The organism is Arthrobacter sp. JUb119, from assembly GCF_024807995.1.
Lineage (GTDB): Bacteria > Actinomycetota > Actinomycetes > Actinomycetales > Micrococcaceae > Glutamicibacter.
The window spans coordinates 490,147-509,118 of record NZ_JANUFE010000001.1 but is presented as its reverse complement, the minus strand read 5'-3'; the positions used below and the strand labels follow the sequence as shown (position 1 = coordinate 509,118).

The 18,972-nt window shown below is 60.8% G+C and carries 17 protein-coding genes and 7 tRNA genes; 20 read left to right on the top strand and 4 right to left on the bottom strand.

All coding sequences use genetic code 11. The features are described from left to right. Positions 1-27: 27 nt before the first annotated feature. Positions 28-870: a cytochrome gene (locus M2368_RS02445; protein WP_498723977.1), complete on the bottom strand. Its 843-nt coding sequence runs from the start codon at positions 868-870 to the stop codon at positions 28-30. A gap of 192 nt (positions 871-1,062) precedes the next feature. On the opposite strand from M2368_RS02445, the gene M2368_RS02440 reads away from it, so the two are divergent. The 9 genes from M2368_RS02440 to M2368_RS02400 all read left to right on the top strand — a co-directional run bounded on the left by M2368_RS02440 (position 1,063) and on the right by M2368_RS02400 (position 3,599). Beyond that, positions 1,063-1,135, top strand: a tRNA-Gly gene (locus M2368_RS02440). Between the two features lie 54 nt (positions 1,136-1,189). Further along, positions 1,190-1,260, top strand: a tRNA-Cys gene (locus tag M2368_RS02435). Positions 1,261-1,287: 27 nt separating this feature from the next. Beyond that, positions 1,288-1,359 (top strand) — tRNA-Val (locus M2368_RS02430). A gap of 45 nt (positions 1,360-1,404) precedes the next feature. After that, a tRNA-Gly gene (locus tag M2368_RS02425) sits at positions 1,405-1,477 on the top strand. A 54-nt stretch (positions 1,478-1,531) separates the two neighbouring features. Continuing rightward, positions 1,532-1,603: transfer RNA gene (locus tag M2368_RS02420), tRNA-Val, on the top strand. Positions 1,604-1,648: 45 nt separating this feature from the next. Continuing rightward, positions 1,649-1,724: transfer RNA gene (locus M2368_RS02415), tRNA-Gly, on the top strand. A gap of 19 nt (positions 1,725-1,743) precedes the next feature. Further along, positions 1,744-1,819 (top strand) — tRNA-Gly (locus M2368_RS02410). A 237-nt stretch (positions 1,820-2,056) separates the two neighbouring features. Then, a complete protein-coding gene (locus tag M2368_RS02405) occupies positions 2,057-2,266 on the top strand; it encodes an antitoxin (protein WP_133834248.1) in 210 nt (69 codons plus the stop codon). Positions 2,267-2,411: 145 nt separating this feature from the next. Then, the gene (locus M2368_RS02400; RefSeq protein WP_400342232.1) at positions 2,412-3,599 is read left to right on the top strand and encodes a benzoate/H(+) symporter BenE family transporter; all 1,188 of its coding nucleotides are present in this window, start codon (positions 2,412-2,414) and stop codon (positions 3,597-3,599) included. A 24-nt stretch (positions 3,600-3,623) separates the two neighbouring features. Here the strand turns inward: M2368_RS02400 and zapE are convergent, their stop codons facing one another. Continuing rightward, positions 3,624-4,664: a cell division protein ZapE gene (gene zapE / locus M2368_RS02395; RefSeq protein WP_434691075.1), complete on the bottom strand. Its 1,041-nt coding sequence runs from the start codon at positions 4,662-4,664 to the stop codon at positions 3,624-3,626. A 214-nt stretch (positions 4,665-4,878) separates the two neighbouring features. On the opposite strand from zapE, the gene M2368_RS02390 reads away from it, so the two are divergent. From M2368_RS02390 to ybaK, 3 genes are read left to right on the top strand one after another with little or no spacing between them, the layout of a single operon-like run. After that, positions 4,879-5,793, top strand: a complete 915-nt coding sequence (locus M2368_RS02390) for a sulfurtransferase (RefSeq protein WP_332594951.1) — start codon at positions 4,879-4,881, stop codon at positions 5,791-5,793. Beyond that, positions 5,790-6,230 (top strand): SufE family protein, encoded by a 441-nt coding sequence (locus tag M2368_RS02385; protein ID WP_105656729.1) that lies wholly within the window; start codon positions 5,790-5,792, stop codon positions 6,228-6,230. Before M2368_RS02390 ends, M2368_RS02385 begins: the two co-directional genes overlap by 4 nt. Positions 6,231-6,287: 57 nt before the next feature. Next, the gene (gene ybaK / locus M2368_RS02380; RefSeq protein WP_332486060.1) at positions 6,288-6,791 is read left to right on the top strand and encodes a Cys-tRNA(Pro) deacylase; all 504 of its coding nucleotides are present in this window, start codon (positions 6,288-6,290) and stop codon (positions 6,789-6,791) included. A gap of 85 nt (positions 6,792-6,876) precedes the next feature. Here ybaK and M2368_RS02375 read toward each other — a convergent pair whose 3' ends face one another. Next, positions 6,877-8,100 (bottom strand): alpha/beta hydrolase family protein, encoded by a 1,224-nt coding sequence (locus M2368_RS02375; RefSeq protein WP_332503005.1) that lies wholly within the window; start codon positions 8,098-8,100, stop codon positions 6,877-6,879. A 62-nt stretch (positions 8,101-8,162) separates the two neighbouring features. Here M2368_RS02375 and msrB point away from each other — a divergent pair, with 62 nt between their 5' ends. The 8 genes from msrB (at position 8,163) to M2368_RS02335 (ending at position 17,552) form a co-directional block, all read left to right on the top strand. Beyond that, complete coding sequence (msrB, locus tag M2368_RS02370; RefSeq protein ID WP_402696010.1) at positions 8,163-8,606, top strand: peptide-methionine (R)-S-oxide reductase MsrB; 444 nt, start codon at positions 8,163-8,165, stop codon at positions 8,604-8,606. Positions 8,607-8,755: 149 nt separating this feature from the next. After that, positions 8,756-10,141 carry a DUF6421 family protein gene (locus tag M2368_RS02365; RefSeq protein ID WP_332486054.1) on the top strand — a complete coding sequence of 462 codons (1,386 nt, stop codon included), beginning with the start codon at positions 8,756-8,758 and terminating at the stop codon, positions 10,139-10,141. Between the two features lie 22 nt (positions 10,142-10,163). Further along, positions 10,164-10,868, top strand: coding sequence for an SDR family oxidoreductase (locus M2368_RS02360; protein WP_286134570.1), 705 nt, complete (start codon positions 10,164-10,166; stop codon positions 10,866-10,868). A gap of 82 nt (positions 10,869-10,950) precedes the next feature. Beyond that, the gene (locus M2368_RS02355; RefSeq protein ID WP_498723976.1) at positions 10,951-12,012 is read left to right on the top strand and encodes a threonine aldolase family protein; all 1,062 of its coding nucleotides are present in this window, start codon (positions 10,951-10,953) and stop codon (positions 12,010-12,012) included. 61 nt (positions 12,013-12,073) lie between these two features. Continuing rightward, entirely contained in the window at positions 12,074-12,712 is a 639-nt protein-coding gene (locus M2368_RS02350) for a DUF3000 domain-containing protein (RefSeq protein ID WP_498723975.1), read from the top strand. 46 nt (positions 12,713-12,758) lie between these two features. Then, on the top strand, positions 12,759-14,009 hold the full coding sequence (locus M2368_RS02345) for an HRDC domain-containing protein (protein ID WP_105656737.1): 1,251 nt from the start codon (positions 12,759-12,761) through the stop codon (positions 14,007-14,009). A 158-nt stretch (positions 14,010-14,167) separates the two neighbouring features. Beyond that, a complete protein-coding gene (locus M2368_RS02340) occupies positions 14,168-15,418 on the top strand; it encodes a thiolase family protein (protein ID WP_388022393.1) in 1,251 nt (416 codons plus the stop codon). Positions 15,419-15,428: 10 nt separating this feature from the next. Further along, positions 15,429-17,552, top strand: coding sequence for a 3-hydroxyacyl-CoA dehydrogenase NAD-binding domain-containing protein (locus tag M2368_RS02335; protein ID WP_498723974.1), 2,124 nt, complete (start codon positions 15,429-15,431; stop codon positions 17,550-17,552). A gap of 110 nt (positions 17,553-17,662) precedes the next feature. On the opposite strand, the gene M2368_RS02330 is transcribed toward M2368_RS02335, so the two are convergent. Next, complete coding sequence (locus tag M2368_RS02330) at positions 17,663-18,862, bottom strand: IS30 family transposase (RefSeq protein WP_402696315.1); 1,200 nt, start codon at positions 18,860-18,862, stop codon at positions 17,663-17,665. Positions 18,863-18,972 lie beyond the last annotated feature (110 nt).

Here is an 18,972-nt window from a genome sequence, read left to right as displayed (position 1 = left end):
TCCAGTCTACGCGGTGGGCGTGCGACTTTATTGAGCTGGCGGCGTGATTTCGGCCAGTGAGGCACGCGACTGCGCGATCCTGAATGAGGCTTCCCAATTCCGGCGCAAGGCATAGAACTTGGACCAGTAGTCGGGCAAAGCTGGAGGCGGGGCCATGAAGGTGCGCGCCCCGGTCTCGCCCAGGGCTACGGCGAGCAGCATGGCATCGGTCCCGTGCTCCCACTCTTCCCACGTGCCTTGTTCGGCATCGACGACTTGCTCTTCGGCTTTGCATGCGGCCGCGAGCTGCATGATCACCTTGTCGTCAGGACGCTTGACGAAGCCGTCGCGGTCGGTGTTTTTGGTCTTGTAGTCAACGAGACAGGTTCGACAGCCGATCTTGGCGACCAGGTCGATGGTGCCGGCGTAGCCGACGCTGTGATTCCAAACCGTCACCTCGGCGGCAAGGGGCCGGACATCGTAGTCTTCCCACCATTGGTCGAAGTGGCGTGCGAAGCCCAGCTCCATATTCGCTTCGAGCGCGGCTTGGGCTGAGCCTAGGTCATGTTCCAGATCCAGCGCTTGCAGGGCGCGCTGCTCCGCGTAGTTATGCACCCGGTCCCCGCGCATGGCCGCGGAATCCCGATAAGCTTCGGCCGCACCGGCTGCATCTCGCACGAGTGAGCGCAATTGGCGCGGGTCCCCCACCGCTTGCACCAGCCGATGATCATCGGAAAGCGACTTGGCCGCCATGTACCCGGCCCAGCCGGAGAGGTCGAGCTTGTCCATGCCAATGACTGTGGTGATGGATGGGACAATCGCTTCCCCGCCGACTTTTCGGCTGTACATGCGGCCCAGGTCTGTTTGAATAGCCAGTTTTGGTGACGTCATGCACACGATCATGGCATGCGCTCGGCTTGCTTCGCTCCTAGTCGAGACGGAAAAATCAATTTTCCGCGTAGTTCCGCGGTTTTTAGGCCATGTGAACCAGATCTCAGCGTCTCGATTTGTGGGGATGCGAAAACTCGTATAGAGTTTTTACTCGTTGGAGCGAACGGAAACGTTCACAAAACAACACATTTTGCGGACATAGCTCAGCTGGTAGAGCGCAACCTTGCCAAGGTTGAGGTCGCGAGTTCGAACCTCGTTGTCCGCTCGCAAAAAGATTCACCGACTAGGTAAAACTAGTCACTCTGACTTCGGTCAGTATGGTGGGGTGGCCGAGAGGCGAGGCAGCGGCCTGCAAAGCCGTATACGCGGGTTCGAATCCCGTCCCCACCTCGCAATGAAGATTGCTTGATCTTTTTTGCGCGATTGGCGCAGCGGTAGCGCGCTTCCCTGACACGGAAGAGGTCACTGGTTCGATCCCAGTATCGCGCACGGAATCATGGTTCACCAGACCATGGATCTAATAACTAAATATATGCGGTCATAGCTCAGCTGGTAGAGCGCAACCTTGCCAAGGTTGAGGTCGCGAGTTCGAACCTCGTTGACCGCTCTGTGAATTCATAAGGCAATTTTGAATTCTGTCGAGATTCCTTGCGAATCTTCGGCGCGATTGGCGCAGCGGTAGCGCGCTTCCCTGACACGGAAGAGGTCACTGGTTCGATCCCAGTATCGCGCACGGAATCATGGTTCACCAGACCATGGATCTACTAATTAAATATATGCGGTCATAGCTCAGCTGGTAGAGCGCAACCTTGCCAAGGTTGAGGTCGCGAGTTCGAACCTCGTTGACCGCTCCAAATAATTGAATATAGTTTTGCGGTCATAGCTCAGCTGGTAGAGCGCAACCTTGCCAAGGTTGAGGTCGCGAGTTCGAACCTCGTTGACCGCTCCAAATAAAGATGGGAATCACTTTTCGTGATTCCCATCTTTGCTTTAACCATCGTTCCAGGCGGCCACCACTTCCCTGACTAGTAAATAGCTAACCTGTGTGCAATCTGACAGCCACCAGCAAAACACCTAGGCAACTGGGGAAATGTCCCTAATGCACTTCCATGCGTTGGCCTGAGCCTTTAGGGTGGGTAGTAGTTGTGGAGCTACAGGGGTTCCCACAGACGAATGGAGGTGCAGCATGGCAGGATTTGATGATCTGCGTGGCAAGGCAGAGGAATTCGCCAAGGAGAACCCGGAGCAGGTATCCCAGGGTATCGAACAGGCTGGTGATTTTGTCGATGACAAGACCGGCGGCAAGTTCGCCGAGCAGGTAGACGGTGTCCAGCAGGGCGCTGGCGACTACCTCAATGGCCTTGGCGGAGGCGAAGGCGAGAATAACGAGGCCTAATTCCTCGACGCACTCCCCTCGGCTTGCCCGAGCATCCTGGGAAGGTACCGACCGAGGTCGGTGCCTTCCCTGCTTTAACGTCATATCAGGGGAATTAATTCATGCCGATTTTCGGCAAACCGGCGCCACCCTGTAGAAAAAGAGTATGACTCGTCACACGCCCCCGGATGGAGCTGGCCTTTTCCATTCCGTGCTTGCGGGATTGATCACCACCATGGTGGGATTCGTAGCATCCTTCGCTGTCGTACTGGCCGGATTATTCCAGGTCGGAGCTTCTAGCGAACAGGCCGCCTCAGGCTTATTCGTCCTGTCCCTCTGCGTAGGCCTGAGCACCATTGCGCTTTCGCTGCGATACCGCCAGCCGATCAGCATTGCATGGTCCACTCCCGGTGCAGCGATGCTCGCCTCACTGGCTCCCGGAGTGTTCGGGTTCAATCAGGCAGTGGGGGCATTCATCGTCAGCGGCGCACTGATCGTGTTGACCGGTCTGGTACCGTCCTTGCACCGGCTGCTCACTCGTATTCCGGTCCCAATTGCCCAAGGCATGCTCGCCGGTGTCTTGATCCCGCTGTGCCTGAAACCATTTACAGCCGTGGCCAGCATCCCGTTGCCCGCGTTGGGAATTCTCCTGGTGTTCTTCGTCGGGCTCAGGATCCTTCCGAAATTCGCCGTAGCGCTGAGCATGCTAGCGGCGGTGGGGTTCGGCCTATGGCATATTGGCCGCTCCGCGACGTGGGATTCACTCGAAGTTCTTCCGCAGCTGCAGTGGGTCAGTCCTGAATTCTCCTGGCAGGCCATTGCCAGCATCAGCGTTCCGTTGTTCGTGGTGACGATGGCATCGCAGAATATTCCGGGCGTGGCCGTGCTCAGCTCCTTCGGGTACACCGCGCCGTGGCGCCCCACCATGCTGGCGACCGGAGTGGGGTCGGCTAGCGGCGCGTTCTTCGGCGGGCATGCCATCAACCTGGCGGCAATCACCGCGGCGCTGGCTGCCGGAGAGCAGGCCGGCCCGGACCCCCGGCTGCGTTGGCGGGCGGCGGCGAGTTCAGGCGTCTTCTACTTGGTCTTCGGTGCCTTGAGTGCGCTGATCGTATCGGTGGCCAGCGCGTCGCCCGAGGGGCTGTTCCAGGCGGCGGCGGGCTTGGCCTTGCTGGCAACACTCGCCAATGCGCTGCTCGGAGCGATGGCCGATTCCTCCTGGCGGTTGAGCGCATTGGCCACGGTCCTGGTCGCTGCCGGCAATCTCACGCTCTTCGGGATCGGCGGTGCCTTCTGGGCCTTGGTGGCAGGGCTCTTAACGCACTTCATCGTCGAGCGCAGGGCTCGACGATGAAGTGGCGGGGCCGGCGTTTCCGGCTTAGAGCGCTGGTTCTCCAACTTGGCCTTCACGAGCCAAAGCGGTCAGGCGCGAGACGGCACGGAAGTACTTTTTCTGGTAGCCGCCGGACATCATTTCCGGAGTGAACAGTTCGCTGAATGGCTTGCCTGAGGCAACGATTGGCACGTCCTTGTCGTACAGGCGGTCAGCAAGAACCACGAAACGCAGGGCGATGGCCTGATCGGTGATGGTATCCACGTTGTGCAGAACCAGCACATCAGTCTCGGAAAGCAACTGGCGGTAACGCGACGGGTGAACCTTCGAAAGGTGAGCCACCAGATCGTCGAAGTTGTCATCGGCCAAGGTCTTGTCCGGGTAGCGATCCAGGGCGAATGCCTCGATGCCCGCATCTTCCAAGGGCTCGGGGGCATCGGGCAGGCCACGGTGGCGGAAGTCTTCGCCTTCGACGCGGTGCACGTCGAACTGCTCTGACAGGGTCTTGATTTCACGCTGGAAATCCACTGCCGCGAAGCGCCCCTCGCCCAGCGCACCGGGCAGGGTGTTGGAGGTTGCCGCCAGCTTCACGCCAGCATCGGACAGCTCGCGCATCAACCGGGACATCAGCACGGTGTCCCCCGGATCATCCAGTTCGAACTCGTCGATGCAGACCAGCGAGTATTGGCTGAGCACTTCAACGGTCTGGCGGAAGGACAGCGCGCCAACCAGGTTGGTGTACTCAACGAAGGTGCCGAAGGCCTTGCGGCCCGGGGCTGCATGCCACAGGGAGGCGAGCAGGTGGGTCTTGCCCACGCCGAAGCCGCCATCGAGGTAGATGCCGTTCTTGGTTTCCTTCTTCTTGCCGAAAAGCTTGGAGAGGAACGAACCGGAGCTGTTCTTGCCCACGGTTTCTGCGAAAGCCTTGAGCTTATTGACGGCTTCGGTCTGCGAAGGCTGGTTAGGATCCGGGCGATAGGTATTGAAGGACACTTCACCAAAGCGGTAGGACGGGTGGAATCCGGCCAGCAGTTCTTCGATTGAAAGATTCGGCTTGGTCTCGCTCAGGTGGGTGATCGTCGCCATTGGCTGTGGGAGTCCTTCAGTTGATTGCTCAGGAAATGGTCGGGAAGCCGTGGCTTTCCCATCGGCCAGTTTACCTTGAACGCGGCGAATCATTGCCGAAAATGTCGTAGAGCACACTGGGTTCGCAATGGATGAGGACTAGGCTAGAAGTAATGCCCGTGCCCGCTGTTTCCAGCGTGGCAAAAACTGACACCCGCAAGGATCGTGATTAGGAATGTCGTTGCCCGTCGAGTCCAACGAGAAATATGCAGCCTACGCTCACCCAGAACGACTGGTTTCCACCCAGTGGGTGGCAGACAACCTCGGAGCCGAGAATCTCGTAGTACTGGAATCGGATGAGGACATCTTGCTGTATTCCACTGGCCACGTGCCAGGCGCGCTGAAGATTGACTGGCACACGGAGCTGAACGACGAAGTCACGCGCGACTACGTCGACGGCGAAGGCTTCGCACAGCTGATGGCCGCCAAGGGCATCACCCGCGAGTCCACCGTGGTCATCTACGGCGACAAGTCCAACTGGTGGGCCGCCTATGCGCTGTGGGTCTTCACACTTTTCGGCCACGAAGATGTCCGCCTGATGGACGGCGGCCGCGACAAGTGGATCGCTGAAGGCCGCGAGCTGAGCACCGAGAAGCCAGCCGTGACCGCCACCGAATACCCGGTAATCGAGCGCGTCGACTCCGAGATCCGCGCTTTCCTTCCGGAGGTCCTGAAGCACCTGGGCAACCCGCTGATCGACGTGCGTTCGGCCGAGGAATACACCGGCGAACGTACCCACATGCCGAATTACCCGGAAGAAGGCGCCCTGCGCGGCGGGCACATCCCAACCGCCGCATCGGTGCCATGGGCCAAGGCCGCGGCCGAGGACGGCACCTTCCGCTCGCGCGGAGAATTGGAAGCCATCTACCTCGACGGCGCCGGCCTGAAGCCGGGCGACGATGTGGTGGCCTACTGCCGCATCGGTGAACGTTCGAGCCACACCTGGTTCGTGCTCAAGCACCTGCTGGGCTTCGAAACCGTGCGCAACTACGACGGTTCATGGACCGAGTGGGGCAACGCGGTTGGCGTGCCCATCGTTCGCGGCGAAGCCGCCGGCGAGATGCCTGCACAGCGCGGAGCCCGCGCATGAGCCAGCTCCCCGATGCACTGAACGAAATCGTCGAGGAGTTCACCGAGGTGCCCGAGGCCGACCGCTTGGAGCTGCTGCTGGAGTACTCGCGCGAGCTGCCCGAGCTTCCAGCACGCCTGGCTGATCATCCTGAACTATTCGAGCAGGTTGTCGAATGCCAGTCGCCGCTGTTCTTGGCCGTCGAGGTCTCGGCCGAAGCGAATAACCCGGTGGGACTGTTCTTCTCCGCTCCCCCGGAGGCTCCAACCACCCGCGGCTTCGCCTCGGTGCTGGCTGCCGGCCTGGACGGCGCGGAGGCCGCAGCGATTCTCGCCGTTCCCGATGACATGCCCCAGCAGCTGGGTCTGACCCGTGCGCTGTCGCCGTTGCGCATGCGCGGCATGACCGCCATGCTCGGCCGCATTAAGCGCCAGATCTCAGAGCAGCTGCCTGCGTAGGTTTTGCATCGAACGCAGCTAGAAGCCAATAAGCAGTAGTTAAGGATCCCCAAGCACGTGGGCAAGAAGAAGCAGGCCGCCTCCACCCCGGCGACCGCCGCGCTGGATGCGGCAGGTATCAACTATGTAGCGCACAGCTATGCGCATAGCGACTTGGCCGAAAGCTACGGCGCCGAAGCAGCCGAGCAATTGGGTGCCAGTGGCGACCGGGTCTTCAAGACCCTGATGGTCTCCACCGGGGCCAACGCCGCCCAGGATCTGGCCGTCGCAGTGGTGCCAGTGAATGCGAAGCTGGATCTGAAGGCGATTGGCACCGCGTTGGGCAAGAAGAAGGCGCAGATGGCTGACAAGGCTGCCGCCCAGCGACGCAGCGGCTATGTCCTGGGCGGGATTTCCCCGTTCGGGCAGCGCCAGAAAACCGCTACCGTCATTGACTCCAGTGCGCAGCAGTTCGAGACGGTATTCATTTCTGGCGGGCGCCGCGGTTTCAGCCTGGAGATCGCTCCGCGAGATGCCGCGAAGGCGACCGGAGCCATTTGGGCGCCGATCGCCTCCGGCTAGACAGCGATTGGCCAAAAAAGGGCCCTGCCTGCGGGATCGAGATCTGTTGATCGTTCTCGCGGGCAGGGCCCTTTGCCGCCTTGGGCTATTGGACTTGAGGCAGCGGCATGCGCTTGCTCAAGAAGTCGGTGATCGCCCGGGCAAAACCCTGTGGATCCACATTCGGCTCACGCGTGTGCCCTGCCTTGGCAAAGGTCTTGAGCGTGACCAAATCCGGGCGCAGCGCCGCCAGTTTCAAGCTCGGGCCATTAGGGACGAACTCGTCATCACGGCTGTGCATTATCAGCGTCGGGAATTTCAATTCGTCCGCGCGGTCCACCCAATTCAACCGGCGCAGATTGACCGGGGCCGCTTGGCCGGTGACCCAGCGCCCTGCCTTATTGGACAGCAGCCACTGGCCGAACAGGCCCACCGATTGCGGGATCTTATTGGCCCGGGCCTGGTGCGAAAGCACATCTACCCAATTGATTACCGGGCCGACCAGCATGAGCGAGTCAATATGGTGGGCCAGCTTGCTCCGATCGGCGGTCTGCAGGCTGATGGCACCTCCCATGGACCAGCCCAGCAAGATGATCTGCTTCGCTCCGCGGTCCAGTGCGAATTGGATACCCGATTCCACGTCATGCCATTCGGTATCGCCCAGACCGTAGCGGCCATCCGGGGCGCTCGGAGCCAAACCGTCATTGCGGTAGCTCATCAGCAAGGTCGTAACCCCGAGTTCGCTCAAGGCAGGCAGCGCCCGAATGGTCTCATTACGTCGGGCGCCTCGGCCGTGCACGCCAATCACCCAGACATCTTCGTTCGTGGAGCCACGCACCAGCCAGGCTGGACCGTCGCCGCCATCCAGGGGCACGACTACGTCTTCTGCGTCAAAGCCCAGGTCCGCGGGGTGCTCGTAAATTGCCCCGGATAGGTTGCCGCGGCGTACTCCCTGGAGGGTGCCGTGATAGATCTTCTCGATTTTGCGCGCAACCAGGCGGGATTTGCCCGGAACGGCTTCCGGCGCGGAAAGCCGCAGCGCGCAGGAGTCGAATTCGGTGAGGAAGCTGCACGGACCAGGTTCGCTGGTATCGGCGTCCTTGTTGAAATGCAACCAGAGTTTGCCCTCGGCATCGGTGACGACCTCCCGGATGATGCTGTTGCCGGTGCGGCGTTCTTCCGGGGTCACTACACGTCGGGCGAAGTAACCGGCGAGCGCTGATACGCTGGCGGCCACAAGGGAACCGGCGCCCAGTCCCAGCCCAACCCCAATCAGGGTTGCAGGCACTGCGCTGCGGGGTTGCATGGTATCTACGATGTTCCGAGCCATGTTTTCATCTTTCCATGACCTGGCCCGGGAATCATCTAGCCTGCTCAAGCGTTTTATATTGCATGAATGATGAATCGGTAAACCAATCAGCACAGCCAGCAGACGAAGCAGCCGCGCGCAGCGATGTGCAGTGGCAGCAGATCCTCTCTTCCGAGGAATTCCGCGTATTGCGCCAATCAGGGACCGAGCGTCCATTTACCGGCGAATACTGGGATACCACTACCGAGGGCGTGTACTCCTGCCGAGCCTGCGGTTCGGAACTGTTCGCCAGCACTACGAAGTTCGATGCCGGTTGCGGCTGGCCTTCCTTCTTCGCGCCGTTGGCCGAAGATCGGGTGCGCTATATCAGCGACGAGTCCATGGGCATGAAGCGTGTTGAGGTGCGTTGCGCCAATTGCGATTCGCATATGGGCCACGTTTTCGAGGGTGAAGGTTTCCAAACCCCAACCGATCTGCGTTACTGCATGAACTCTTTGAGCTTGACCCTGCGTCCTGCTCAGGGCTAATGCCTTTGTCGGTGGCAAGGCATGGATCACACTTAGAGCAAGAGTTGCTTATTCACTGATGACTTAGCATCACCTTTTCTGTTGTTTGAGCGTAGCGTTCAAGGTAAGCACTTGAGCGCTGCCCCAAACATGAAAAGAAGGTGTATGAAATGACTCAGATTTCCTCCAAGCCAGTACCGGCCACCGACGCAGAAGTACTGCAGATCGCAAACTCGGAAGCTTGGCTGACGCTGAAGTCTGCCGCCACCGAGTTCCAGGGCCTCCAGGCACAGGACGGTTCCTTGGCCGACAGCGCATCTGCACCACAGGCTGCCAAGCTTGTTGATTCCATCATCGAGTCGGTGCAGTCCTTGCGCGTGCACTTCGAGCACGACGCAGAGTATCTTGAGCAGCTGGTCACGGACCTGCGCCAGTGGGCAGATGCAGGCTTCGGCGTTCCCGACTTCCTCGATTCGCTGATGCAGTTCCAGCCCCAGGCCCAGCGCATTGACGGCCTGCTGCATCTGGTGCTTTTCCCGATGTACACCCAAAACGGTTCAACCAACCGCCACCTCGAAGCCGTGCTGGTGCAGGTCATGTGGCCTGAGTTCATTGCCGACCTGGAGAGCAAGGACTACGCCAACGCCCTGTTCGTGCCGCTGCGCTTCATCGACTTCACCGAAGGCTACAACACCAATTCCGCGGTGCTCTTCCCGGAGTCGGTCGCCATTCGGCAGACTCCGTCATTCACTTGGGGCGCGATCTTCCAGGATCGTGAGGCTGTACGCTTCCGCAAGGTCCTGCAGGAAGCTACACGCATCACCAACCTCGAACTGCCCGATGACGCCGCAGAGCTGCTCAAGGACCAGCACCTGACCGAAGAAACCTTCATCATGTGGGACCTGATTCACGACCGCACCCACATGCGTGGCGATCTGCCATTCGACCCGTTCATGATCAAGCAGCGCATGCCGTTCTTCCTTTACTCGCTCGAAGAACTGCGTTGCGATTTGACCGCGTTCCGCGAATGCATGAAGATCGCCGCCAACCCGGCTTCGGATCAGAAGAGCGCCAAGATGGCCAAGCTGGTGCAATACGCGGTGATCTTCGACCGCATCTTCCGCTTCGCCATCACCGGTTCGCGCGTACGCAACTACGACGGTCTCGGTGGCCAGTTGCTGTTCGCATGGATGCACCAGCACCATGTGCTGCACTGGACCGACACCAAGCTGAGCATCGATTGGGATCAGGTACCCGAGGTGGTTGCAGCCTTGGGGGATGCGATCGACGAACTGTATTGGAAGTCCATCGACCGTCCGAAGCTGGCCCACTGGCTTGCTGCCTACGAACTGGTTTCGGCCACCGTCACCCCGAACCCCGCGTCGGTCTGGGCCAAGGGTCCGGATGCCCTGCCGCTGACCGCACCACTACGTGAAATCACCGACCAGGTCATGGACGATGAATTCCCGCTGTCGATGTTCTACGAAGCTCTGAATAAGAAAATGGCCACCGTCATCGAATCGACCAAGGGCATGACCGGGGCAACGAAAATCTAGCCTTTCCTCTAGGCTAGAAAATGTGAGCAAAGAAAGAATCTCCTTGAACGAGACATCCAGACTAGTGCTCCTTGCCGGTGCTACTTCCGCCTCCGGCATTGCCAGCGCCACCGCGCTGGTTGATGCCGGAGCGCGTGTGCTTGCAGTGGGAAGCAACCAAGAGCGCCTCGACGAACGCCTCCCGTTCGTTCATGCCCGCTATGAATGCGATCTGGGCGACTTCGCAGCGGTCAAGCAATTGGCACTGCGGATTCATGAAGAGCACGGCAGCATCGATGCGCTGATCCACCTGGTAGGTGGCTGGCGTGGCGGTAAGTCGATCACCGGCCAAACCGACGAGGACTGGGATTTCTTGCACAGCAGCGTGCTGACCACCCTGCGCAACACCTCCCGCGCCTTCGTCGATGATCTGGTCGCCTCCCCCGCAGGCCGCTTGGCGATAGTCAGTGCCGAGGCAGTGCTGAATCCGACCCCGTCCAATGCCAACTACGGTGCGGTCAAGGCCGCAGCGGAACACTGGGTCAATGCCATCGCCCGCCTGTTCGCCAAGCAGGCAGAAAATGCCGCCGCGGTGAGTTGGGTCGTCAAGGCATTGAGCGACAAGTCTCCCGAAGAAACGCCTTCCGGGCAGACCCCGGTGCAGTTTCTTGCCCAGGCCGCAGTGGCTTTGCTTGGCCAGGATGCCCGCGAGCTCAACGGCACCCGGGTTGCATTGCCCAAGGCCTGATTATTGGTCGGTGCACACCTCTGGGCGCTGCACTGGCATAGCTTTCGACTTCACCCCTTGAACTACTAAGGACCTCCACAGCATGACTTTTACCCACGACGCTTCGATTCGCGGATTCGCTTCGGATAATTATTCTGGCGTGCACCCGCGCATCATGGATGCGATTGCCCGCGCCAACGGCGGCCACCAGATCTCCTACGGTGAGGACCAGTACACCGAGGAACTAGGCAACGTCGCCCGCAATGCCTTTGGCCCGGAAGCCCAGATCTTCCCGGTTTTCAACGGCACCGGCGCCAACGTCATCGCCTTGCAGTCCTTGCTTCCACGCTGGGGCGCTGTCATCTGCGCATCTTCTGCACATATCAACGTGGATGAGAACGGTGCGCCGGAGCGCATCGGCGGCTTCAAGCTGCTGCAGGTTGACACTCCCGTCGGCAAACTGACTCCAGAGCTGATCGACCAGGAAGCATGGGGCTGGGGCGACGAGCACCGCGCGCAGCCGCTGGCCGTGTCGATCACCCAGGCCACCGAGCTGGGCACCCTGTACACCCCTGGGGAAATCAAGGCCATCACCGACCACGCGCACAAGCTGGGCATGAAAGTGCATCTGGATGGCTCGCGCCTGTCCAACGCCGCGGCCTCCCTGGGCGTGCCGTTGCGCGCGCTGACCACTGACGTCGGCGTGGACATTGTTTCCCTCGGCGGTACCAAGAACGGCATCCTGCTCGGTGAGGGCATTTTGACCCTGCGCAGCGAACTGGCCCAGGACCTGAAGTACCTGCGCAAGATGAACATGCAGCTGGGTTCGAAAATGCGCTTCATCTCCGCACAGCTGATCGAGCTCTACGGCACCGATCTGTGGCGCGAATTGGCAAGCCACTCCAACGCCATGGCCGCCAAGCTCTCGCAGGCAGTTGAGGAAATTGACGGAGTCCAGCTGGTCTACCCGACTCAGGCCAACGGCGTCTTCGCCCAGCTGCCTACCGAGGTCAGCGACCAGCTGCGCGAGCACTTCCGCTTCTACGACTGGGATCGCGCGGCCGGCCAAGTGCGCTGGATGTGCTCGTTCGACACCACCGAGGAAGATGTTGCAGCGTTCATTGCCAAGCTGCACGAGCTGCTTGGCGCCTACGCCGCCGCTTAGCATGAACCCGCGGTCGGCGCGCCGTACCCATGCTCGGGTACGGCGCGCTTAGACTCAAATTGTGACCAATGATCGCCCTGCTTCCGCCATTCCGAAGGCCTTTGCCACGGCCCTTGAAGAGTTGTCGCATGCCAAGGTGCGCAAGGAACTGAAATTCACCGAAATTCCGGCCCCTGGCAGGCTGGCGCCGTTCGCGCTGGCACTCAGTGGCGACGTGATGGATGTGGTTGCTCCCGGACACGGCCCCCAGGGCCAGGAGATTGGCCGCACCCCGTTCCTCCAACCAGCCGAGCAGCTGGCCACCGGACGCTTCATCCTCCTCTTCGACCCCGCAGGCCAAGAACTGTGGAATGGCCAGTTCCGCATCGTCACCTACATTCGGGCCCGTCTGGATCATGAAATGGGCCAGGATTCCATGCTGGCTTCCGTCGCGTGGTCATGGCTCGAAGAAGCCCTGCGCGATCGCGACGCCGCATACCATTGCGCTGGCGGTACTGCGACTCGGGTAATTTCCGAATCCTTCGGCAATCTCGCCGGGGAACAAGACCATATCGATATCGAGCTGCGTGCTTCCTGGTCCCCGGACTCTGACCATCTGGGAACGCATCTGAGCGCGTGGGCCGATATGGTTTGCACTTTCGCCGGCCTGCCTCCCCTGCCCGAAGGCGTGCAGCAGCTGCCTCATCGCCGCCTGAGCTAGCGATTATCAATGCGATGGAGCCGAATAGTCCTAGAATGGAAGCACCATGCCGAATTCTGACTCTTCCGCTCCCGCATCATCCACCACTGCCAACGAGGCCGCCGCACCCGTTCTGACGCCACTAAGTGCGCCACGCGACGGGATCCCCGAAGTCATCGACACCGCACCTGCCTTGCGCCGTGCAGTGCGGGCGCTGGAAGCCGGCATCGGCGATCTGGCCGTGGATACCGAAAGAGCCAGCGGGTTCCGCTACGGCCAGCGCGCCTTCTTGCTGCAGATTCGCCGAGAAGGTGCGGGTACTTGGCTGATCGACCCGGAAACCCTGGACGATCTGTCCCCGTTGCGCGAGTTCGTCAACGAGCAGCCCTGGATCCTGCATGCGGCCACCCAGGATTTGCCGTGCCTGCACGAATTGGGCATGTCCCCTACCTCGCTGTTCGATACCGAGATGGCTGGCCGTCTTGCGGGATTCCCCCGCGTCTCGCTGGGTACCATGGTGGGCGAATTGCTCGAGCTGCAGTTGGCCAAAGAACATTCGGCAGTGGACTGGTCCACCCGCCCGTTGCCTGAATCGTGGCTGAACTACGCCGCACTGGATGTGGAAGTTCTCGAAGAGCTGCGCCAGGCCATCACCGCGGTGCTGGAAGAGCAGGGCAAGCTGGATTTCGCCTTCCAGGAATTCGAGTACGAACGCAATCTGCCTGACCCTTCCCCGGCACAGGTGCCGTGGCGCAAATTGTCCGGCATCCATAAGCTCAAGAGCCGACGCAACCTGGCGGTAGCTCGCGAACTGTGGCTTTCCCGCGAAGCCCTGGCGCAGAGCCGCGACGTTGCCCCGGGTCGGCTCATTCCCGACCGCGCCATCATGGCCGCTGTGGATCAGCGCGCCACCAGCGTTCCAGCGCTCTTGCAGATCCCCGGGTTCCACACGCGCAATGCCAAACGCGATGCCGCACGCTGGGTCGACGCGATCAAGCGCGGCAATAGCACCAGGGACCTGCCCGACCTGCGCGCCCCCAAGCCGGACTTGCCGCACCCTCGTTCATGGGCCGAAAAGAACCCGGCCGCGGCGAACCGGCTGGACGCGGCCAAGCTGGTCGTCAATGAGGTGAGCGAGCACTGGAATATTCCCGGCGAGAATCTCTTGACCCCGAAGTACCTGCGTGAATTGTGCTGGAATGCGCCGGCTCGCATCAGCGAGGCAAGCGTAGCGGACATGCTGGAAAATCTCGGTGCCCGCCAGTGGCAGCGTGGACTTCTTGCGGACAAGCTGGCCATCGCGTTGAAGCAGGCCTAGGCGGTTTCCAAGAAGGATTCACCGCGGGTTCCCGGATTTGCGAGGTGCTGCACTTGCACTTCAAGTTACTACTGAGTAACGTATGGTTCAGGTCACAGTGATGCTGGCCACTGCCCGGTCTTCACGGGCAGCATGAACTAACCCCAAGGAGCCCGACGGTGAGTGCCAACGCTTCGACCGTGCGCAACAATGCGCGCCCTTCGCTCGACGACCGCGATGTCGTCTTCATCGACGGGGTACGCACCCCATTTGGCAAAGCCGGCGAGAAGGGGATCTACCACGGTACCCGCGCCGATGACCTTGCCGTCAAAGCCGTACGCGGCCTGCTGGAACGCAACCCGGAAGTTCCTGCCGAGAAGATCGACGAGATCTCCATGGCCGCAACTACGCAGTCCGGCGACCAGGGCTTGACCTTGGGCCGCACCGTGGGCCTGCTCTCCGGCATCCCCAAGTCCGTTCCGGGCTTCGCCATCGACCGCATGTGCGCCGGAGCGATGACCGCCGTCACCGCGACCGCCGGCGGCATCGCTTTCGGCGCCTACGACGTAGTGGTCGCCGGCGGCGTGGAGCACATGGGCAACCACCCCATGGGCGCCGGAGCGGACCCGAACCCGCGCTTCCTCTCCGAGCGCATCGTCGACCCGCAAGCATTGAACATGGGCAATACCGCGGAGAACCTGCACGACCGCTTCCCTGCGATCACCAAGGAACGCGCCGACCGCTATGCTGTCGCATCGCAGGCCAAGCTGGCCAAGGCCTACGAGAACCAGCAGATCCAGGCCGATCTGATCCCCGTGGCAGCCAAGCGGCCGGGCGAAGGCTGGGCCGTGAACTCGGTTGACGAGCCGCCACGGCCAGGCACCACCATGGAATCGCTGGCCGAACTGCGCACCCCCTTCCGCGCCCACGGACGCGTGACCGCAGGCAACGCAGCAGGCTTGAACGACGGAGCCACCGCCGCCCTGCTGGCCAGCGGCGAGGCAGTGCGCGAACTGGGCCTGGAACCGAAGATGCGCATGGTCTCCTTCGCCTTCGCCGGCGTGGACCCGGACGTGATGGGCTACGGGCCGGTGCCGGCCACCGAAAAGGCCCTGGCCAAGGCCGGCCTTGGCATCAACGACATCGGCCTGTTCGAAATCAACGAGGCTTTCGCCGTGCAAGTGCTGTCCTTCCTCGACTACTACGGAATCGACCAGGACGATGAGCGCGTGAACCGGTACGGCGGTGCCATCGCCGTGGGCCACCCGCTGGCCTCTTCCGGCGTGCGCCTGATGTCCCAGCTGGCCCGCCAGTTCTCCGAAGACCATTCGGTGCGCTATGGCATCACCACCATGTGCATCGGCTTGGGCATGGGCGGCACAGTGATCTGGGAGAACCCAAACCACGCGGACTTCGGCAGCAAGGCATAAGGAAGAGACAATGACTGCAATGAGCAAAGATTTCCAGGCTGTCGCGCAGCTGATGCACGATGAGACCGTCACCCACACCTTCGTGAAGGACGTGGCCTTGCCAAGCGGCAAGACACTGGCACTGCTGACCCTGGATAACGGCCTGGACCACAAGAAGCCGACCACCCTCGGGCCCAATGGCCTGCTGGAACTGCGCGCCGCGCTGGAAGTCCAAGCAGAACGCGCCAAGAATGGCGAGATCGATGCCCTGGCGATCACCGGCAAGCCGTACTTCCTGATTGCCGGTGCCGACCTGTCGGCCGTCACCCGCCTGAGCGCACCGGATCAAGCAACCGCCATGGCTTCGCTGGGCCACTACACCTATGAGCTGCTTGCCGATTTGGGCGTTCCGACCTTCGCTTTCATCAACGGCCTGGCGCTCGGCGGCGGCTTGGAAATCGCGCTGGCTTGCAACTACCGCACGGTCAGCACCGCCGCGGGCGCTTTGGGCCTGCCAGAAGGTTTCCTCGGCCTGATTCCGGGTTGGGCCGGCGTATACCGCCTGCCCCGCCTAGTCGGCCCCGAGAACGCGCTGAAGGTCATGATCGAGAACCCGCTGAACAGCAACCGCACCCTCTCCGGTCCGGCAGCTGCCAAGATGGGGGTGGCCGACGCCCTGTTCGAACCAGCTGACTTCATCGAGCACTCCATTGCCTTCGCTGACGGTGTCATCTCCGGAACCACAGAGGTCAAGCGCCCCAATGCGGTCGATCCAACCGATCCCGAGGTTGCTCGCCGCTGGCTGGATGCGGCCGACGCTGCCGAAAAGTTCGTCGATGCGAAGCTGTCCGGCGCGGCCCCGGCACCGTACAAGGTGCTTGAGGTCTTCCGCAAGGGCCTGGCCATCTCGCAGCAGGAATCAGCAGTCCTTGAAGTCGAAGCGCTGACTGGCCTGATGAGCACCCCGCAGTTCCAGAACACCGTGTACGCCTTCCTGGACCTGGTCCAGAAGCGCGGCAAGCGCCCCGCCGGCGCACCGGATCCCAAGCTCGCGCGCCCCGTCACCAAAGTGGGTGTCGTTGGCGCAGGGTTGATGGCTGGCCAGCTGGCCCTGCTGTTCGCCCGCCGCCTGAACGTTCCGGTGGTTATCACCGATCTGGATCAATCGCGCGTGGACAAGGGCCTTGCCTACATCCATGGCGAGATCGACAAGCTGCGCGCCAAGGGCCGCATGAGCCAGGATGCGGTCAACCGCACCAAGGCTCTGGTTACCGGATCGGTCACCAAGAAGGCGTTCGCGGATGCCGACTTCGTCATCGAGGCCGTCTTCGAAGAGCTGAATGTGAAGAAGCAGGTTTTCGCAGAGGTTGAAGCGGTGGTCTCCCCCGAGTGCATCCTGGCCACCAACACTTCCTCGCTCTCTGTCACCGAGATGGGCCGCGACTTGTCGTATCCAGAGCGCCTGGTCGGTTTCCACTTCTTCAACCCGGTAGCCGTGATGCCACTGCTGGAAATTGCTGCTACGGAGTGGACCAACGATTCCTCGCTGTCCACTGCATTCGTGCTGGGCAAGAAGCTGAAGAAGACCACGGTGAAAACCAAGGATTCTGCCGCATTCGTGGTCAACCGCGTACTGCTTCGCCTGATGAGTGAAGTCCAGGCCGCTTTCGACGAGGGCACCGACGCGAAGACAGCTGACTCGGCACTGACCCCCATGGGCCTGCCAATGAGCCCGTTGACCTTGTTGGCGATGGTAGGTCTGCCGGTCGCGCAGCATGTCAACGAGTCGCTGAACGCCGCTTTCGGCGAACGATTTGCCGTCTCGGAGAATCTGCAGAAACTGATCGACGCGAAGATCACTGCCCTCTGGGTCAAGGATGAGGCTGGCAACCAGGTGCTGAATCCCGAGGCTGAAAAGCTGATGGCCTTCGGCGATCAGCACTCGAGCAAGGAACAGATCCTGGCTCGTGTTCAAGATGCGCTGGCCGAGGAAATCGGGCTGCTGCTGGATGAGGGCGTCGTTGCCGAAGCGGCCGACGTCGATCTGTGCATGATCACCGGTGCCGGCTGGCCAATGCACCTCGGTGGCATCACCCCGTACCTGGACCAGGTTGGCGCCTCCGAACGTGTCAACGGGAAGAAGTTCAACGGCTAGTACCTTCCAGGCCGTTCATGGTTCCGGTGCTTCTCCCTGAGTGCTGGAACCATGCGAAAAGCCGGGACCGCTTCCCGGCGGGTTCTAACGGTCGTTGCAACACCAACGGTCTAGGCTTCCGATAGTAATTCATGCATACGCTCGGCTGGAGTCTTCCAGTCGAGCGTTTTGCGTGGCCGCCCATTAAGCATCACAGCCACCTGCTCCAAATCCTCCGGACCATACATGCTCAAATCAGCACCTTTCGGAAAGAACTGACGCAACAACCCGTTAGTGTTCTCGTTCGATCCACGTTGCCAAGGACTGTGCGGATCACAGAAATACACATCCATATCCGTTGCCTCGCTAAACGACTTGTGCAACGCCATTTCAATTCCTTGATCCCAGGTCAATGAACCACGCAACGCCTCAGGCAACGACGCCATCGTCTTGATCAAGCCATCACGCACGGTCTCTGCCGTATGGTCCTCTGGCAAATGCACTAGCATCACGAACCTCGTGGCGCGTTCCACCAACGTACCAATCGCTGTTTGATTCCCTGCACCCATGATCAAGTCGCCCTCCCAATGACCTGGCACGGCACGATCTTCAACTTCGGCAGGCCGCTCACTGAAGTTGATCATCGGGTCACGGAAACGCGGACGGCGCTCGTCAACCTTCTTCTGCGGCTTACGTCGGGCCCGGCCTGAACGCAATGCTTGGGCAACTTCTCGTTTCAACCCACCGCGAGCCTGCAGATAGATCGCTTGATACACCGTTTCGTGAGTCACTCGCATCTCCAAATCCTCGGGGTGATCAGTCCTCATTCGGGAACAGATTTGTCCCGGTGACCACCTTAGACTTAAACCGTAAGTCACGTAATCACGTAACGGGCCAGGGCAAGCAAGCTTCGCTGTCTTAGACCGTGCCCGGCGTGTCACGGCCTGCCGGTGCGCTGCGTAAGGATAGTAATCATCTTGAGCAGTGCGGTTTCGTCGCAGTTCCCTGCTGATCGTGGACGGTGATCGGTGGAGCTTGATTGCGATCTGACGAATGGAATGTCCAGCGATGGTGAGCGCATAGATTTCTTCACGTTCAGTCATGGATAAGAATCGTGGATCAATCAGCTTGTCCAACGCCAGTATGCTCGGATTCGCTGTACTCTGTCGCCGGCCTGCCTCAGTGGTATAGGTAGTCATTCCACTGTTATAGTCCACCACCCGACCGTCAGGATAGATCCGTTTGTTTCCGCACTTGCGGATGCCATGGTCCCACTCTCGGCCGGTTTCCGCATGGACGCCCACCTGATTGGCGGCATCCCGAAGGCTCATACCTTCGACGCGTAGGCGTAAGAACTCCTCGCGCTTGCCCGCACGTGTTTGAGGGATTTTCAACCCCGTTTTGACCGCCCATTGATAGCAGGTGTGGATGGGGATGTTGA

Coding starts and splice junctions, on each gene's coding strand:
- M2368_RS02355 (WP_498723976.1), top strand. CDS start 10,951: ATGACTTTTACCCACGACGCTTCGATTCGCGGATTCGCTTCGGATAAT.
- M2368_RS02330 (WP_402696315.1), bottom strand. CDS start 18,862: ATGAGCCTTCGGGATGCCGCCAATCAGGTGGGCGTCCATGCGGAAACC.
- M2368_RS02365 (WP_332486054.1), top strand. CDS start 8,756: ATGACTCAGATTTCCTCCAAGCCAGTACCGGCCACCGACGCAGAAGTA.
- M2368_RS02445 (WP_498723977.1), bottom strand. CDS start 870: ATGACGTCACCAAAACTGGCTATTCAAACAGACCTGGGCCGCATGTAC.
- M2368_RS02375 (WP_332503005.1), bottom strand. CDS start 8,100: ATGGCTCGGAACATCGTAGATACCATGCAACCCCGCAGCGCAGTGCCT.
- M2368_RS02400 (WP_400342232.1), top strand. CDS start 2,412: ATGACTCGTCACACGCCCCCGGATGGAGCTGGCCTTTTCCATTCCGTG.
- M2368_RS02405 (WP_133834248.1), top strand. CDS start 2,057: ATGGCAGGATTTGATGATCTGCGTGGCAAGGCAGAGGAATTCGCCAAG.
- M2368_RS02345 (WP_105656737.1), top strand. CDS start 12,759: ATGCCGAATTCTGACTCTTCCGCTCCCGCATCATCCACCACTGCCAAC.
- zapE (WP_434691075.1), bottom strand. CDS start 4,664: ATGGCGACGATCACCCACCTGAGCGAGACCAAGCCGAATCTTTCAATC.
- M2368_RS02390 (WP_332594951.1), top strand. CDS start 4,879: ATGTCGTTGCCCGTCGAGTCCAACGAGAAATATGCAGCCTACGCTCAC.
- M2368_RS02335 (WP_498723974.1), top strand. CDS start 15,429: ATGACTGCAATGAGCAAAGATTTCCAGGCTGTCGCGCAGCTGATGCAC.
- msrB (WP_402696010.1), top strand. CDS start 8,163: ATGAATGATGAATCGGTAAACCAATCAGCACAGCCAGCAGACGAAGCA.
- M2368_RS02385 (WP_105656729.1), top strand. CDS start 5,790: ATGAGCCAGCTCCCCGATGCACTGAACGAAATCGTCGAGGAGTTCACC.